Origin of the sequence: Paenibacillus sp. FSL K6-3182 (assembly GCF_037976325.1) — a bacterium.
In the GTDB taxonomy this organism is placed as follows: Bacteria; Bacillota; Bacilli; order Paenibacillales; family Paenibacillaceae; genus Pristimantibacillus.
This window is the reverse complement of record NZ_CP150265.1, coordinates 1,390,347-1,406,463: the sequence shown is the minus strand read 5'-3', so window position 1 is coordinate 1,406,463 and position 16,117 is coordinate 1,390,347. Positions and strand designations below refer to the sequence as shown.

General features: G+C 42.3%; 12 protein-coding genes. 3 read left to right on the top strand and 9 right to left on the bottom strand.

All coding sequences use genetic code 11. From position 1 onward, the window contains the following. Positions 1-16 precede the first annotated feature (16 nt). From MHH56_RS06100 to MHH56_RS06090, 3 genes are read right to left on the bottom strand one after another with little or no spacing between them, the layout of a single operon-like run. Positions 17-199 carry a twin-arginine translocase TatA/TatE family subunit gene (locus MHH56_RS06100; protein WP_339207282.1) on the bottom strand — a complete coding sequence of 61 codons (183 nt, stop codon included), beginning with the start codon at positions 197-199 and terminating at the stop codon, positions 17-19. Positions 200-225: 26 nt separating this feature from the next. Then, positions 226-1,425, bottom strand: a complete 1,200-nt coding sequence (locus MHH56_RS06095; protein ID WP_339207280.1) for a ZIP family metal transporter — start codon at positions 1,423-1,425, stop codon at positions 226-228. A gap of 18 nt (positions 1,426-1,443) precedes the next feature. Beyond that, entirely contained in the window at positions 1,444-2,487 is a 1,044-nt protein-coding gene (locus MHH56_RS06090) for a multicopper oxidase domain-containing protein (protein WP_076269691.1), read from the bottom strand. Between the two features lie 353 nt (positions 2,488-2,840). Between MHH56_RS06090 and MHH56_RS06085 the strand changes: the two genes are divergently transcribed. Further along, the gene (locus MHH56_RS06085; protein ID WP_339207278.1) at positions 2,841-3,566 is read left to right on the top strand and encodes a hypothetical protein; all 726 of its coding nucleotides are present in this window, start codon (positions 2,841-2,843) and stop codon (positions 3,564-3,566) included. Positions 3,567-3,580: 14 nt separating this feature from the next. On the opposite strand, the gene MHH56_RS06080 is transcribed toward MHH56_RS06085, so the two are convergent. Then, positions 3,581-5,899, bottom strand: coding sequence for a glycoside hydrolase (locus tag MHH56_RS06080; RefSeq protein ID WP_339207277.1), 2,319 nt, complete (start codon positions 5,897-5,899; stop codon positions 3,581-3,583). A gap of 86 nt (positions 5,900-5,985) precedes the next feature. Further along, on the bottom strand, positions 5,986-7,398 hold the full coding sequence (locus tag MHH56_RS06075; protein ID WP_339207275.1) for a PLP-dependent aminotransferase family protein: 1,413 nt from the start codon (positions 7,396-7,398) through the stop codon (positions 5,986-5,988). A gap of 151 nt (positions 7,399-7,549) precedes the next feature. Here MHH56_RS06075 and MHH56_RS06070 point away from each other — a divergent pair, with 151 nt between their 5' ends. Then, on the top strand, positions 7,550-8,458 hold the full coding sequence (locus MHH56_RS06070) for an EamA family transporter (RefSeq protein ID WP_339207273.1): 909 nt from the start codon (positions 7,550-7,552) through the stop codon (positions 8,456-8,458). A 106-nt stretch (positions 8,459-8,564) separates the two neighbouring features. On the opposite strand, the gene MHH56_RS06065 is transcribed toward MHH56_RS06070, so the two are convergent. From MHH56_RS06065 to MHH56_RS06050, 4 genes are all read right to left on the bottom strand, one after another. Next, on the bottom strand, positions 8,565-10,019 hold the full coding sequence (locus MHH56_RS06065; protein ID WP_339209518.1) for a DHA2 family efflux MFS transporter permease subunit: 1,455 nt from the start codon (positions 10,017-10,019) through the stop codon (positions 8,565-8,567). 263 nt (positions 10,020-10,282) lie between these two features. Beyond that, positions 10,283-11,347, bottom strand: coding sequence for a ribosome small subunit-dependent GTPase A (gene rsgA / locus MHH56_RS06060; RefSeq protein WP_339209517.1), 1,065 nt, complete (start codon positions 11,345-11,347; stop codon positions 10,283-10,285). A gap of 1,879 nt (positions 11,348-13,226) precedes the next feature. Further along, positions 13,227-14,420 carry a crosslink repair DNA glycosylase YcaQ family protein gene (locus MHH56_RS06055; RefSeq protein ID WP_339207271.1) on the bottom strand — a complete coding sequence of 398 codons (1,194 nt, stop codon included), beginning with the start codon at positions 14,418-14,420 and terminating at the stop codon, positions 13,227-13,229. Next, positions 14,417-14,614 (bottom strand): hypothetical protein, encoded by a 198-nt coding sequence (locus MHH56_RS06050; RefSeq protein ID WP_339207269.1) that lies wholly within the window; start codon positions 14,612-14,614, stop codon positions 14,417-14,419. The genes MHH56_RS06055 and MHH56_RS06050 overlap by 4 nt, the downstream gene beginning before the upstream one ends. Positions 14,615-14,952: 338 nt before the next feature. On the opposite strand from MHH56_RS06050, the gene MHH56_RS06045 reads away from it, so the two are divergent. Further along, entirely contained in the window at positions 14,953-15,930 is a 978-nt protein-coding gene (locus MHH56_RS06045; RefSeq protein WP_339209516.1) for a tRNA-dihydrouridine synthase, read from the top strand. Positions 15,931-16,117 lie beyond the last annotated feature (187 nt).

The following is a 16,117-nucleotide window of genomic DNA, read 5'->3' as shown; positions in this document are numbered from 1 at the left end:
CTCTTCGCTTGTTTGATCATTCGCGCTCCTTCGGCTGATCGGATTTTTCATCCGGGTCTATCAGTCCTTTTGCCCCTTTTTTGAATTCTGACAGCGTCGTTCCAATCGCTCGCCCAAGCTGAGGCAGCTTGGATGGTCCAAACAGCAGCAAGCCTAAAATCACAAGCAATACAATTCCTGCAACACCTATATTAGGCATTCTGAACTCCCCATTCCCTTTTGGTTCTAGAAGTTAACTAACAAAGCTGTTACATACATCAACAAAATGCCAAGTGTTAAACCTGAGAAATTGAGCCACGAAACGGCAGGTGCTTCTGCAGCCTTTGCATCCCTAACAATCATTTTAAAAATGACATAAATAACTTGTATAATGGCCCCTGCGCCAATACCGAAGAATAAGGCCGCCAGCGTTTGATTAAATACAAATCCACCGATCCACGTTCCGATAATAGCAGGACCGCCGCCTAAGAGTGCTAATGCGAGGAAAGTCTTGTAAGTTGGTTTTGCTTTTAAAAGCGGCGCCGCTATGCCAATCCCTTCAGTAATGTTATGCAGCGTAAACCCAATAATAAGGAAGGATCCAAGCGCTGCCTCACCCGCGGCAAAAGCAGCACCTATCGCAAGCCCTTCACCGAGATTATGGAGACCTATTCCACTCGCGATTTTGAAGGATACCTGCTTGCCAGGATCATTATGCTGGATTGCCTTTTTGGATTTCGTCTGATCAATGGCTATGAGGAATAAGAAGCTTAATGCCGCACCGAACCAGACTAGGCCTGTGCCTTGAAATACGCCGGGTGCTTCCGCACCAAGCTCTAATCCTTCTTGTATGGTATCCACAGCAAGAAAAAATAAAAGTCCAACTGTAAATGCCAATACCGCCTGAATGCCTTTGCTTGAGAAGCGACGCATAAAAGGATACCATAGCAATCCCAGCCCAACTGGAACTACACCGACATAAAAACCTATTAGTGAATATTGTAGAAATCGATTGGTATCGGCAGTTGGCGTTTTCATTGCAGCAGGTACATCCCCTGTAAATATTAGTCCGTTAGAGGTGATAAGCTTAATTTGATGAGGATCTCCCTCCACCCAAGGATAAGGAATATAGATCGTCGAGCTGCCGAATCTCTCAAGCGTAGGACTAGGTGCGTAGGAAGCATTCCAAAAAGAATCATCGACAACAACTTGAGCAACCGTCAGCTCCTTTGGCCCAGAATTAAGTATACGAACTTCAAATCCATCATCTGTCAAAATAATACGTTCAAAATTGAGCACTTCAATCGGGGCCGCTTGCTGTTCTTCTACACCTGTACCCCATGAAGCGATAACAGAAATCAAGCCAGCCAGCAGCAGCAAGGGCATTATGCCAAGCAGCCAGACTGCTTTTTTACCCAGCTTTTTATTTATTATTTCACTTTGCACATCGCACACCCCCTCTACTTAACCGACTTCAAAAAATCCCATCCAGCCGAGCTCCGTAAACTCACTTTGATGAGCATGGAACATATATTTTCCAGGAGCGGGAAACGTAACTTCAATGATGCCTCTCTCCCCTTGGCACTGCATAATCGTATCTGTATATTGCGGCCTCGCATCTGGGTCAGCGCCGGTGGCATAATAGTGAAAGAAATTAGCATGCAAGTGAAAGGAGTTAATCGGATCAAATTCCGTTAAATTACTTAAATAAATACGAACCAGCTCACCCGTTTTCACCTTAATCGGTCTAGATTGGTACGCAAATGCGTAGCCATTGACCGTGTAAACCTCGTTCTCGCCATCTAAGTCCAGATCAAAGCCATTCATGACCATACTTAGCTCTTTTGCAGGTTTCCTTGGTTTCTTAGGATCAATAATGAAGTGACCATATAGGCCCTTGTGAATATGTCTAATCAGCGGAGGAACATGACAGTGATAGGGCTGCAGCCCTGCTGGCTTGGCTTCAAATTCATACACAAATTCACTGCCCGTCGAAATAGGCTCTAAACCATCCATGTGGGTTGGATGAATACCGTGAAAATGTATGGAATGCGGGTGCGCGGACCCGTTCCCGAACTTGACTCGTACGATATCCCCCTCCGTACAGCGAAGTGTCGGCCCTGGAATCGTGCCGTTGAATGTCCATCCTGGAAATTTAATGCCCTTCGCTATTTCCACCTCAGCATCCCATGCCTGTATATCGTATTCTCTAATCGTCCTGCCATCTGGAGAAGTACTAACGACCCCATAATCAAAAGCCGTTAATGCTTTTACTGCTGCTTCAAGCCCCGGCGTTGAATCAGTTCCCGGATCATAACCATGCGCCATCCCTTGTTTCATCTGGTCCTTGAGCGTATGATGCATTTCTTCCTTCCCCATCGCATGAGCAGACCTGCCAAATAATGCACTTGTATTTAAGAAACTGCCTCCGATCACACCTAGTACGCCGGCAGCTCCGACCTTAAGGATGTTTCGTCTTGAGAACTGCCGATTTGGATCAAATACCATTCGATTCACCTCCATGTTAATATAAGGGATTAATTTTGCCCTAGTGCAAAATTATTAATAAAAAAAATTTATTTCACTTAAGGACAATTAGTTTACCTTAGGAAACTTTTTTGGTATGAGTAAAATATATGCTAACCTAGGCATGTTGTAAAGTGTTTTTTATGAAGCTTGTATATGCTCGGGAGCATACTGCATCATTGAAAAAAAGGCTTCCCTCGAGTTCGATAAACTCACGGGAAACCTCTCTCTCCTATTTCGTAGAAGAATATGAATCACAATAGCCTGCAACATACGAGCAAAAATCTTCGTTTAGAATTGTAGTTCATTATTAATTAAAATGGAGACAAAACTAGATGAGAAAAAAAGTACTGCTACCTCTTCTTATTCTTTTGATAATTGCGGCAGCTGTGTTATTTATTATAAAAAGTCTTCAAGCTGATCCATTAAAAAAGTCCATTTCCATCGAACAGCAACCATCCGCGAATTCATCTGATACACTCATAGTCAAAGACGAAAATGGAGAAAACTTAAAGCTAAAGATTAATGATATTCCTCCGTATAAGCAATATTTACAATCGCAAGAGGATAGCAAGACCGAAATCGAGCTGACCCAATCAGAAGCGCTCACTCTCTCCACTCAAGAACATTTCATATTGTTAAAGTACAGTTGTGGAAATAAGCAATGTTCAACCATTTTAGTGAAGGAAAGCAACTCCACAATTACAAGTCTCGCTTTGGGTGACGGCATTTTTCAAGACTATCAACTATCTCCGGATAAAACAGAGCTGCTGTTACGATACGGTTATAGCGAAGGCGGAGAAATTGTTCGTCATACGCTGATTGCTGTTGATTTATTCACTATGAAAAAAATACCTTTTGAATCTACAGCGTTAACGAACGAATACATGTCTACTCCAATCTGGCCTATACTCGACTATCAATGGATCGACAAAGATCGGTTTATGATCGAGTCGGCTGATTTAGCATCATCAGATTATGAAGCCGTGAAACACTGGTATACTTCAACTGAAAAGAAAACAAAAATCGTTGAAATCTCTATAAATAAAGCTAAAAATTAGAGCCCCTTACTTTTTTATTTCATTGTGGGCTCTTTCGGTGTGTAGATCGTTTTATCATTTCCATCAAGGATTAGCGCTGATTTCGCTGGTATGACCTCGCCTTGAAAGTTAAAAGAAGCTTCCGAGAAGTTAGCCACTACTTTCAACGCTTTACCATATTCCGTCATCTGAACGAGTTTGTCCTCTGTTAGAACCTTATAATCCGTCATTTCTTCTTTTATCGCTTTTTTACTAAAGCTTGACCATACCTTAGAGTGATTCACTATGGTTTCCTTATGTTTTTCCCACTCATGTTTATCTAGATGATATAACGGAGGCACATTATAAAGAATTTCATACAGCATTCGATTCGAAATTTCATCTTCTATTTTTAAAGTTCCCCAGCCCCACCAATATGTCGTGATTACTGAATTGTTGTAAACTAACTTGTACAATGGAATCGTATAGCTAGAATCCAAAAACAGCTTCTTGTACTTGTCCTTTAACGGTATTTGCTTAGCAAATAGTTCGGGAACCCCGCCGTTGCTCGAATAATATCTTCCTACATAATATTCGCTTTCTTTATTTGTGCTCATATCCTTATCCATCCATGAGAATGATGGCGTCTCTATTCCATGCGCAAAAGCAACCGTTTGGTTAGCAAAATCGTTGCCACCCTCTGTTCCAACGACCAGCTTCCATTCTTTTTGCAAATACGCCATTCGCTTTATTCTAGCCTGAATATCTTCTTCTTCCGTAGTGACATGCTCTGGCGAATAGTCATCGAAGATTTCTCCAGTACCATCCGTATCTAGAAACCATGAGTTAAAAGCTAAACCTGTATTGAAAATCGATGTTACTCTTTCTTCGACACTAGGCAAGGCAAGCGTTGGGTTGAGCTTTCTGCCTTCTCCTTGGAATCCTACAATTTTTTTCCCATTCTTATCGGTCACCGTCGCATGCTCGTAAAGGGAAGTATCCTTAAACTTAGCCGTCGTCCATTTCTCTTTTCCTGGTTCATGGATTGAATGATACGAGTCATAGGTGCCAATTAAATAACCAAGACTTTCTGCCTCTTTGACAAACGCAGGTTTAATAAACCCTTCCTGCCAATCATCCAAACCAATCCACATATTGTCGAGCCCAGACTGCTTCATATCCTTTATGACATCAATCGTATTGGCATCTGCCCACTTCTCAATGGGATCAACTGCAGCGCCAAGCACGCTTTTTAACAAAAGTTTATTCAGGTCAATTAATTCAACAGCGTTCAATTTTTCTATACCGCTGCTTAATAATCGCTGAGTTTCCTCATCTAAGTCAGTAAATATTTTGGAATCATAAAATTCTTTTAGCTGCATGACCGCACTTAAACTTTTTACTATTCTGTTTATCGTGTATTTGTCTACATAGTCTAAACGATTTAAATCGTCAAAGGCGGATGAAAGCTCTGCTCCATCTTCCACTTTCGTTTTTAATAGCTCCTGAATCCATAATCTCAGTTTTTCGGGAAGATTGCTCCTCAGCTTTGCCCATTGTATATTTTCTTCTGAAATGACCGTTCTGTCCCAAAAATAAGCATGCGGCGCTCCGTAAAGCTTTTCGATATTGCTATTTTCTTTAGCTTTATCCGCCAAGCTTTTGAATTCACCCTGTTCAATCAAATAATCTTTATACGTTTTTGCGACAGCTGTTGGATTTTTTTTCGTTACATAAATTCTAAAACCGTATTTCTTTTGTTTATTAATTACTGGAAATTCATGATGAAAAGTAAACTGGATAGCGTTATCGGTATTAAAAACAATTTCATTGTTATATGCATTTTTAATAATGTACATCAACGAATATTCGCTTTTATCAGCTGCAAAAAATGGCATCGAGAAAGACTCAATGACCTTCATTTCTTGTTCGCTCAAATACTCTTTCCACGTCTGATCATCGCTTGGAATATACTTTCCTTGGTTTAATGGAAGCATATACCCCTCACCCGTTACGATTGGCCATGCAAAGCTATTTTCCTCCGCCTTGCTGGATTTGATCGTTACATCTACATATTTCGCTTTTTTTTCAATTTCAACGTCCATTTGTTTCTCTGGATAGGTCCAGCTAATCTGGTCTCCGCTGTTTTTTACATTTGAAACTTTCATTTTGTCCAGTGGTTCCGATGCTTTTTCAGTCATTCCACCCGACTCGACCTCAAGCGCGAAGGTTTCTGGATCTACGTTAAAGCTAAAATCCACATCTTCTATTTGTGCATTTACTTCTCCGCCTCGCGTATTATTGACGTCCTTGCACCCCGCAAGAACACTTGCAGTGATTGCAGCCAGCATGATGATGGCTATTATTTTTTTCATGTCTCGCACCTCCTGAATCAGACTACATCAGGGGTGTTACGCCAATGTTACAAAAAATATTTTAAGCAACTAAATATTTCTTTCAATCATAAAGACCGCGATAAAGCCGTTAAGCGCTGCATTCCTTCCCTCAATAAAGCCTCACTCGCAAAAGAATAACTGAGCCGTATCCATGATTTCAGCTCGCCGAGCGGATCAAATATTTCTCCGGGAACGAAGGAAATGGATTGCTCCCTGCTTTTTTTAAGAAGAGCTTCTCCTGATATATCGCTTGGAAGTTTAACCCATAAATTAAGCCCGCCCTGTGGTGCCGTCCATTCCCAGCCTGCTATGGCAAGCTCCTCTTCCATAATCTCTTTATGAACCTGCAGCGCAATCCGAAGCTTTTCCACATGCTGCTGCAGCCTCGGCGAGGCGAAATAATGCAAAAATATTTTCTGATTAAGCTGCGGAGTGCCGTTATCCGCAAGCGCCTTCGCTTTGATTAACTGCTCCATGAATGGATATCGGCAGGCTGCAGCACAAATCCGCAGACCCGGCGCAATATATTTGCTGAAGCTGCTAATATAGATGACCCAGCCCTCCGTGTCATAAGCGAATAAGGGAAGCGGGGGCGGCTCAACAAAATACATATCTCGAAACGGATCATCCTCCACGATAAGGCAGCGGTAACGCTCTGCCAATTCCACCAGCAATTTGCGCTGCCAAGCTGGAACAGTATAACCGGTCGGATTTTGGTGGGTTGGATTCATATAGAACATACGCGGCTTATGCTTGCGCATCAAGGCTTCTACTTCTGCCAAGTCATAACCTTCCGGTGTAATCGCAACAGGAATAAGCCGTGCGCCTTGCCTGCGAAAAATATCCATCGCTACGCCGTAGGTCGGTCGCTCAATCAACACCGCATCCATCGGCCCAAGCATAATCTGGGCAATCAAATTTATGGCCTGCTGAGCACCTGATGTGATTAACAATTCCTCCGATGACAGCTGTAATCGATGATGCTCTCTGAAATGCTGGCTCATCGACTCGCGAAGCTCTTCATCGCCCTGAACACTGGCATAAGTCCCCATAACCTTAGGATAGAGATCAAACACTTTTTTCACATAGTCCGATAAGAACAAATTCGGCAGCAAATTAGGATCAATTAGCGCTTGAGAGAACTGATACTTAGCTGGAATTCGATGAATATCAGATAACGAGTTATTCACTGCATAAGAGGTAACGACGGCGCTCTCTTCCAACCCTTCAGAAAAAGCATCGCCCTCCGATACGTAATATCCCGATTTGTCTTTTACATATACTTTGCCGTCCTCAGCTAGCAATCTATAGGCTTTAAATACCGTCAGCCGATGCACATTGATTTCTTCAGCAAGCAATCGTATCGACGGTAATTTTTGATGGGCTTTCCATTCCCCTCGCTCTACACGGTTCAAGATATAATCATACACTTGCCGGAATAACGGATGGGCTTGCTGCGCTCCCGTCACTTTTTTCATCTGTTCATAACACCTCTTCGCGGCTACCTATTTCCATTATTGTACACGATATATTTATCCATCTGTTCTGTTCCATACAATCTGTTCTGCCTTACACCCTATATGATTAACAAAATACAATCTCGATCCGACATCTAAAGGGGAAATGAACATGATTTTTTTGGCTTATGCGCTCGTATGTCTTATATTTGGCACAACCTTTCTGGCAATTAAAATCGGAGTAGACGCCGGTGCACCCCCTTTCTTCTCGGCAGGGCTTCGCTTTTTTCTGGCTGGCGCTATTCTGTTTCTTTGGATGGTTTGGAAACGCAAGGCAAGCTTCTCCCTGCTGCTGCGCAAAGAGATGCTGTTCACTGGGGCTACGCTGACGTTTGGAACCTTCTCTACGCTGTACTGGGCGGAGCAATATGTATCTTCTGGACTCGCGGCTGTGTTATCGGCTACGGGACCCATCATGATTTTGCTGCTGCAAACGGCTATTCTTCGTCAAAAATCTCCCAAACACTCGCTATACGGCTGCATTATTGGCTGCATCGGCGTGCTGCTGTTAGTTTTGCCCAATCTTTCAGTGGATGTATCACCCTTGTGGATTGTAGGCTGCGGGGCCATACTGATAGGAGAATGCTGCTATGCAATAGGAGCGCTATATTCCAAAAAAGTAATCAACCGCATGTCCAACGTTTCACCGATAGCCATGAACGCGGTACAAATGATGGTTGGCGGAGCGATGATGTTCATTTTATCTTTGTTCACCGAAGAAGTGCACCTTGAATCCTTTGCGTCATTTCAGACGGCAGGCTCATTAATTTATCTGATTGTGATTGGTTCCATGGTTGGGCATACCTTATTCTACTGGCTCGTAGCAAAGACGAATCCCGTTTTCCCATCTACATGGCTCTATATCTCTCCTCCGATTGCTGTAGGAGTCGGCGTACTCTTTTATGATGAGACAATCTCTTGGATTACACTTCTTGGTATCATTACGATTATTTGTGGAACCGTCCTTGTAAATGCAGGTGCACTCAGACAGTTAATTGTTAAGCGAAGATTGAAGGAGTAGAGTGTTTAAAAGATTAAAAAAGGCAGCCAATAAGTTCATTGAACTTATTGGCTGCCTTTAATTTATAAAAAGATGTATTTTGTCCAAGCTACTCGAACAAATCTGATTAAGCAGCCTGCTTCTGCTCATCCTCTTGAGGTGCCTTCGTTTTGCGAATGAAGAGACCGATAAGAATTGCGAGGACAGAGAGAATTCCGCCGACGATAAACGCACTGTGAAGACCAGCTACCATTGCAGGTATTCCTTCAGCAGGGTTCGTCGGATCCGGGGATGTAGACATATAATCTCTCATGCCGGACGACATAATGCTGACGAACAATGCTACACCAACCGCACCTGCCACTTGCTGCAGCGTGCTCATAACCGCCGTACCATGCGCGTACAATCTGCGCGGCAGCTGATTAAGCCCTGTCGTCTGCGCTGGCATCATCACTAGTGAGATACCAATCATCATCAAGATATGTAGGAATACAACATATCCGCTCGTCCAAGCTGCATCAATTCCAGAAAACAGCCAGATGGATACACTCATTAAGATAAGACCAGGTATAACGAGCACCCTTGGTCCAAATTTGTCAAACAATATACCGGAGACCGGTGCCATTATACCATTCAAGATACTGCCGGGCATCATAACAAGACCAGCGCTAAGTGCAGTAAGCATCATGACATTTTGCAAAAATAGCGGAAGCATGATCATCGTAGAGAACATAGCCATCATAAGTACAAGCATTAGCACCGTAACGAGCGAAAACATGGGGTAACGGAAAACACGCATATCGAGCATCGGTTCCTTCACCGCAAGTTGACGCCATACAAATGAAATTAAGCTGATTCCCCCTACAATCAGGCACCAGACAACTTTAGGATCTGACCATGAACCTTCTCCTGCGCTGCTAAAGCCATAGACAATGCCCCCAAAACCGATGGAGGAGAGCAGGATGGAAATAATGTCGACCTTTGGTTTTGTCAATTCACTTACATTTTTCAAATAAATTGCTGCATAAACGATAGAAACGACCGCCAAAGGAATGACCAGATAGAAGAGCCATCTCCAGTTAAGTGAGTCAACGATAAGACCAGATAATGTAGGCCCAATAGCCGGAGCGGACATCATGACCAGACCGATCAATCCCATTGCGCCGCCCCTCTTCTCTGGAGGGAAAATGATAAGAATCGTATTCATCAATACAGGTATCATTAATCCTGTTCCCAAAGCTTGAACAACACGTCCAACAAGCAGAAACTCAAATATTGGTGCTGTCGCACATATCACCGTACCCGCAAGGAATAAAATCATTGCCCCGAGAAACATTTGACGTGTGCTAAACCATTGTTGCAAAAGTGCTGTTATAGGGACAAGAATACCGACTACGAGCATATAGGCTGTAGCCAGCCATTGTACAGTCGTTTCCGTGATGCTGAAATATCTCATGAGCTCTGGGAAAGCAATGTTCAGCAAGGTTTCATTCAGAATCGATACAAATGCGCCAATAATGAGTGCGGCAACGATCGGTCCTTTCTTGATTTTGCTCAAATCCAGGTTAGAATTAACCTCCATAGTAGGGCCGTTCAAGAATACTCCTCCTCCTATTTTCTCTTCTCTTTTCGGACAATTGTCCGCATACTTACAAAATATACCGAACATTTGTCCTCATTGTCAATAACCTAAATTATGACACTAACGAAATGAACATTCAACTTCTTTGCTTCATGAATTCCGTCGCATATTTCAAAACTTCACAGCTTGATCCCTCAAGTTAGCATCTATGCTGAAGGCATAAAAAAAAGAGCCCTAATCTTTCAAAGGCTCTGTCGCATAACTTATCTTTTTACTTTTCTTTGTTTCATATCTGTGCTAATCTTTTTCCATTTTGCTTTTTCAGAGGCTGCCAATCGCGCATCTTCCTTACGTGCTAGATACGCCAGCTCACGTTGGAGTTTGAGATAGCTTTCAAAACGAGCCTGCTCCAAAGATCCATCTGCTATGGCCTTTCGGACAGAACAGCCGGGCTCTTGCTCATGCTTGCAGTCATTGAATCGGCAAGTATTTGCAATTGAATCTACGTCATCAAATGCACCACGGAACCCCTCATCGGCCTCCCAGAGCTGCAGCTCCCTCATACCAGGTGTATCAATCATCAGTGCTCCACTCGGTAATTGAACAAGCTCGCGATGCGTCGTCGTATGACGACCGCGATCATCCCCGCCACGCACATCATTGACTCGTTGCAGATCAACACCGCTCAATTTGTTAATCAGTGTAGACTTACCTACGCCCGAAGAACCTATCAGCGAAATCGTGTTGCCTATACCCAAATATGGTGCGAGCTGATCTAGCCCTTCTCCCTGCGAGGCACTGACTACATGAATAGGGACAGCAATCGCAATGGATTCTACCTCTGCGATGCGTGCATCCAAATCGTCGCATAAATCTGCTTTGCTCAGCACGATGACCGGCGCAGCGCCGCTTTCCCATGCAAGGATCAAGTAACGTTCCATCCTGCGTATATTAAAGTCATTATTTAAGGCATTCACTAAAAAAACAGTATCAACGTTAGCGGCTACAATCTGCTCTTCTACCGTGTCTCCAGCCACTTTACGGGAAAATTTGCTCTTTCGTGGCAGCAGCGCATGAATCGAAGCTTTCTGTTCCTCCAGCCTCGGTTTTATAACTACCCAGTCACCGACTGCTGGAAAATCCTCTCGACCTGTTGCTTCAAAACGCAGCTTACCCGTTACCTCGCCCATGAGCTCGCCATGCTCACTCAATAGACGGTACATGTTTTTATGCTCCAATATAATTCGCCCAGCACTATACCCTTGTTTGGCATAAGCGGCAAAATGATTAGAAAAATACTCATTCCAACCTAATGATTGTAATACCATATTCGTTGTTTGTTGATTCACTGCGGATTCCCCCTGTAATTGGTTATTCATATGGCTAACGCCAAAACCAGTCACAGTTGAATCCTCATTTGGGAAACGAAATTATTGTTCGCTTGAAAGGAGGATTCCTGTGACCCCGACTGCCGCACCTTCAATAATAGTTAATTTCTCCATTTTCATCTCTCCCCTCAAGCCAGCTTAGCTAGCTTGCAACTAAATTTCTCCATTATTGTAGCATGAAAACGAAACATTGCGAAATAACAAAAACTCTAATGAACGATATATACAGCGTAGAGTGCTTTTCCGAAAGTGGAGTTAATAAACTAGGAATGTGGGCTAGCGAGCGAGGAAGTCGTTCATTTCGGGAAATTACAAACCGAATTTTGGGCAGGGACTATTCAGTAAGTAACGTTATGTCCAATTTTCAAAATATTGATTTTGAAATGTTACGTTTAACTATACTTTCAAAAATCAATGTTGAGGTGAACGATTCAGTTATAAGTTAAGAGGGTATGCTTTTGACTTGTATAATCTATTATTGGTCTAGCCGACAGTGCATAACATTCCGTAATCATTACTCTAACGAACCCTATAATGCTTATTATGCAGAAAACTGCTTTTTTTTCATTTTAACGAATCTGATTAATGTTATATCATTATTTACAGGGTGTCGTGAGCTACTTTGCTCGGATTAACGATTCTGGGGTTCGTTACAATTTTAATTCATTATAAATGGTACAAATAAGACCTGCTGGGTTCGTAAGCGATAGGTTTGATAAGGAGAAGACATCGTACTGCCTAAGCATCATCAAAAAAACAGGAGTTGCTCCAATCGTAGATAAATCTACTTTTGGAACAGCTCCATTTTCACTTTATTTGTAACAGTCACATCGTCACAAACTGAGTTCACGTTGAAAGGCTTGAGAGCCTTTCATCATGCCGCCCATGATATAAGGTGAGTTCTCTTTGTATTATAGGTCATATCATAAGTTTTCTATCTTTCTACTAGGGCGTGTCTGAGAACTCTGAGGAAAGCAAATTTTTTTAAATTTTCGTTCCATGCAAGGCGCGTGTGTGAAGGCGTACCAGGGTACGTAAAGCAAATGGAACGAAGCAGGGAGCGAAAAGGCGGTGAAAGGTGCCACTGAACGGGTTTTCAGACACGCCCTAATTAGATATTATAGAGACTTCATTAACAATTGATACAGGGTTAGTTTTTATGATTTCATTATTATTAGAATGATTTTTTTCGGGAATGTTATTCGAGTCACTTAACTTTAAAAACACTTATATCGAATATACATTTCAATTCATTAAATCCTATAAGCTATAAGCTAGCAAAGAACGGTACTACTTTTTCAATCACAGCACTAAAGCATGTAAAACAAAAAAGATTAACGACTTCCAATCAATTGGATAACAAAATAAGGACGTAAAAATATATTTACGTCCCCAACTACCCTATTCACTGACTCGAAATTCTTATAAATTAAGGAACAAACAACTTCTACATGCCCGCATGCGGGAACATATGAATCTAGGATGTCCCTTGATTGACGTGCTTCTCACATGGGGGCGAGGGGAGTCTAACCTCCCTCTCTTCAATAGACTATATTGTAGATCTACATTTCCAGTTCCAACCAAGCCACATACCCAACATGTATGAACTGCTGAGCGTTGCACAATTTCCCAGATATAAAACCGCCAAACGGTCGGCATAACTTTACATGAATGACCATCAAGCGAGCCGTTCGAGAATTTCTGACGTACCTGCAAAACGATAATATAACTTAATTGTGCTATCCTTTGACACCACAATCTTCTCAACTTCGTATTACGCGGAAACTCGTCGGCAAATGGTACCAGGGAACTGAAAATATCAGTTCAAAGACTCTGTCGAAATTGTCTTGCATCCGTTGAATAATGCGAAATTTTGGAAACAATTATTTAAGGCTGTTCGCAAATGCTTTGTTGGCTTTATGCCGTCCTCGTACCATATATTTTTAACAACAAGCGTCCCGGCTTTTCGCTCCGCGATTACCTCGGCTCGTCCGATGAAGCTTTCTCCGTATAATAGAGGCAGCACATAATAGCCGAATTTCCGTTTGATTGCAGGCGTATAAATCTCCCAAGTGTAATCGAACCCAAATAATTCTTTGATCAGTTTTCTGTCCCATATGAAATTATCTAGTGGGGCAATCAGCTCGCAGCGCAATTTCGGCGTCGGATTTTGCAGGACGGCTGCAATAAGCGGTAAATCCTCCGCACAGCAGTACAGTGTATCCTTCATTTGTTCCACGGCAACAGCAACAATGCGAGCTTCGTGCAACAACTGGCGGAAAACCTCGTTGCGCTGCTCCGCTTTCAATCCCCATATGTTCAGCCATGCATCGGATGCGCGATTCCATAAAAGGCCAACAGCTCCGATTCGACGCAGTACCCGCCACTTATGATGCTCAAGCTCGCCATTCAACGGCTCCGACGCATTCAGCAGATTTGGCTGTATGTACTTACCGGCGATATCGTAATATTTACGCGTTCCTTTTTTGTGATGGATAATCAAATCGCCTGTCGAGTACATCTGCTCCAGAACCGACCGGGATGAATTGTTTCCGCTGCTCCAGTGGATGACCGATTGCCAAGTGAAATTTCCTTCCAATTTTAGATCATTCGAACTTAGCACACCGTGATTTTGGATGTGAGCCAGAACTTGTTCTACAAACGCTTCCATTTCGGGATAGCGCTTAGCATGTTGCCTTGCAGCCTGCCTGTACCGCTCAAAGTACGGCCAGTTCTCGACAGGGATAATAGCCAAATTTTTGTCGGGATAATCTACCAGGAATCTATCTTTATACAGTAACTCGTCGAGCATGTTCTTGGTAAATCCTCTGATACGCGACTGCAACACCAGTTCGGCGTTTTTTCCGCAAACATCGATGGGATCGTATTGAATACAACCGACCTGCCGCACAAAATCCAATACTCCCTGCTTTCCAGCAAATTGATATTCGCCCAACAGCCCATGCTTCAATAACAGAAACTGCCGAGCCTGGCGGTTCGTCAATTGAATCATGTACGCATCAGCTCCTTATCGAAACAAACGGAAGCTGCTTGCACCTGATGATGGATGGCGAGGTTGCTTATCTCAATAAAGTTACTTTTTGCTTGTTGCCATAATGCTGGTATCCATTGGGGAGCTTCATCAGCAATCCCCTTTCCTAATTTTCCAATTACCGAAAATTGCTCTTTTTCAACAATTTCAACCACGCCTATTCCCCCGATCTGTTAGAACACTAACAAAAACAAACATACGTTCCCGTAATATCTTATCATTGTCTTGAGCATAAAAACAAGAGATAATGAACTGCTGCCCGTGTCCTACGTGTAAGCAATCATTAAAGCAATGTAATTGAGCGAATCTGTTACATCTCATTTATTATTTCAGAATTTTGATGTGTGATAGGTGACCGTTACCAAATATATGTCTGTCACTCATACAATCGATTCTGTGCATCAAACGAAAAAAAATGATATTATGTATGTTGGGTAAAAGACTTTACTACGGCTTTTATCGATTTTTATATATTGCAACAAGAGGAGATATTATGAGTAACGAACACAACTTTTGGCTTGATTTACCAAAGCCGTTTTTTATATTAGCGCCAATGGAAGATGTCACAGATGTTGTATTTCGTCACGTCGTTAGTACAGCTGCAAAACCCGACGTATTTTTCACAGAATTCACAAGTACAGATAGTTATTGTAACCCTGCAGGAAGAGCCAGTACTCGTGGTCGGCTAACGTTCACAGAAGATGAGCAGCCAATCGTCGCTCATATTTGGGGCAATAAACCTGCATTTTTTGAACAGATGAGTATTGATATGAAAAAACTAGGCTTTCGTGGTATCGATTTAAACATGGGATGCCCCGTCCAAAACGTCGCATCCAATGGAAAGGGTTCTGGACTAATACAACATCCTGAACTTGCAGCCGAAATTATTCAAGCAGCAAAAGCAGGCGGATTGCCGGTTAGTGTTAAAACAAGATTGGGGTACTTTGAAATTGACGAGTGGCGCGATTGGTTAGGGCATATATTGAAACAAGATATTGCGAATCTTTCCATTCACCTTCGTACAAAAAAAGAGATGAGTAAAGTAGAGGCGCACTGGGAGCTCATTCCTGAAATAAAAAAATTACGCGATGAAATTGCACCAAATACGTTGTTAACCATTAATGGAGATATTCCTGACCGCGCAACAGGTTTAAAATTGGTAGAACAATACGGCGTTGATGGTGTCATGATTGGCCGCGGCATTTTCACCAATCCATTTGCTTTCGAAAAAGAACCTATAGAACATAGCGCGAAGGATTTTCTCAACTTACTACTTTTACAGCTAGATCTTCACGATAAATATTCAAAAGAAAACGAACCACGTCCATTTAAACCACTTCTTCGCTTTTTCAAAATCTATGTTCGTGGATTTAGAGGCGCAAGCGAACTAAGAACTCAATTGATGGATACGACGTCAACAGATGAAGTACGTCGTTTAGTAAAACCTTTTTTAGATCAAGAATTAGATTAAGGTATTTATCAAAAATAATGAGAGACCTCCCAAAAGTTCAATGAACTCTTGAAGGGTCTCTCATTTTTATATGATGTGGCCACAGAGACTTCTCAGCCAGATTACCGCATGGAGCGTTGTCATATGATGTTCACGCTCTTTTATTGACGAAAATTATTTTCAATATTAATATTTTTATTAAGATAAT

What these genes read in the sequence shown, in the direction of transcription:
- rsgA (WP_339209517.1), bottom strand. Translation starts at nt 11,347, where the DNA reads ATGGTATTACAATCATTAGGTTGGAATGAGTATTTTTCTAATCATTTT.
- MHH56_RS06075 (WP_339207275.1), bottom strand. Translation starts at nt 7,398, where the DNA reads ATGAAAAAAGTGACGGGAGCGCAGCAAGCCCATCCGTTATTCCGGCAA.
- MHH56_RS06085 (WP_339207278.1), top strand. Translation starts at nt 2,841, where the DNA reads ATGAGAAAAAAAGTACTGCTACCTCTTCTTATTCTTTTGATAATTGCG.
- MHH56_RS06065 (WP_339209518.1), bottom strand. Translation starts at nt 10,019, where the DNA reads ATGGAGGTTAATTCTAACCTGGATTTGAGCAAAATCAAGAAAGGACCG.
- MHH56_RS06045 (WP_339209516.1), top strand. Translation starts at nt 14,953, where the DNA reads ATGAGTAACGAACACAACTTTTGGCTTGATTTACCAAAGCCGTTTTTT.
- MHH56_RS06100 (WP_339207282.1), bottom strand. Translation starts at nt 199, where the DNA reads ATGCCTAATATAGGTGTTGCAGGAATTGTATTGCTTGTGATTTTAGGC.
- MHH56_RS06070 (WP_339207273.1), top strand. Translation starts at nt 7,550, where the DNA reads ATGATTTTTTTGGCTTATGCGCTCGTATGTCTTATATTTGGCACAACC.
- MHH56_RS06080 (WP_339207277.1), bottom strand. Translation starts at nt 5,899, where the DNA reads ATGAAAAAAATAATAGCCATCATCATGCTGGCTGCAATCACTGCAAGT.
- MHH56_RS06090 (WP_076269691.1), bottom strand. Translation starts at nt 2,487, where the DNA reads ATGGTATTTGATCCAAATCGGCAGTTCTCAAGACGAAACATCCTTAAG.
- MHH56_RS06055 (WP_339207271.1), bottom strand. Translation starts at nt 14,420, where the DNA reads ATGATTCAATTGACGAACCGCCAGGCTCGGCAGTTTCTGTTATTGAAG.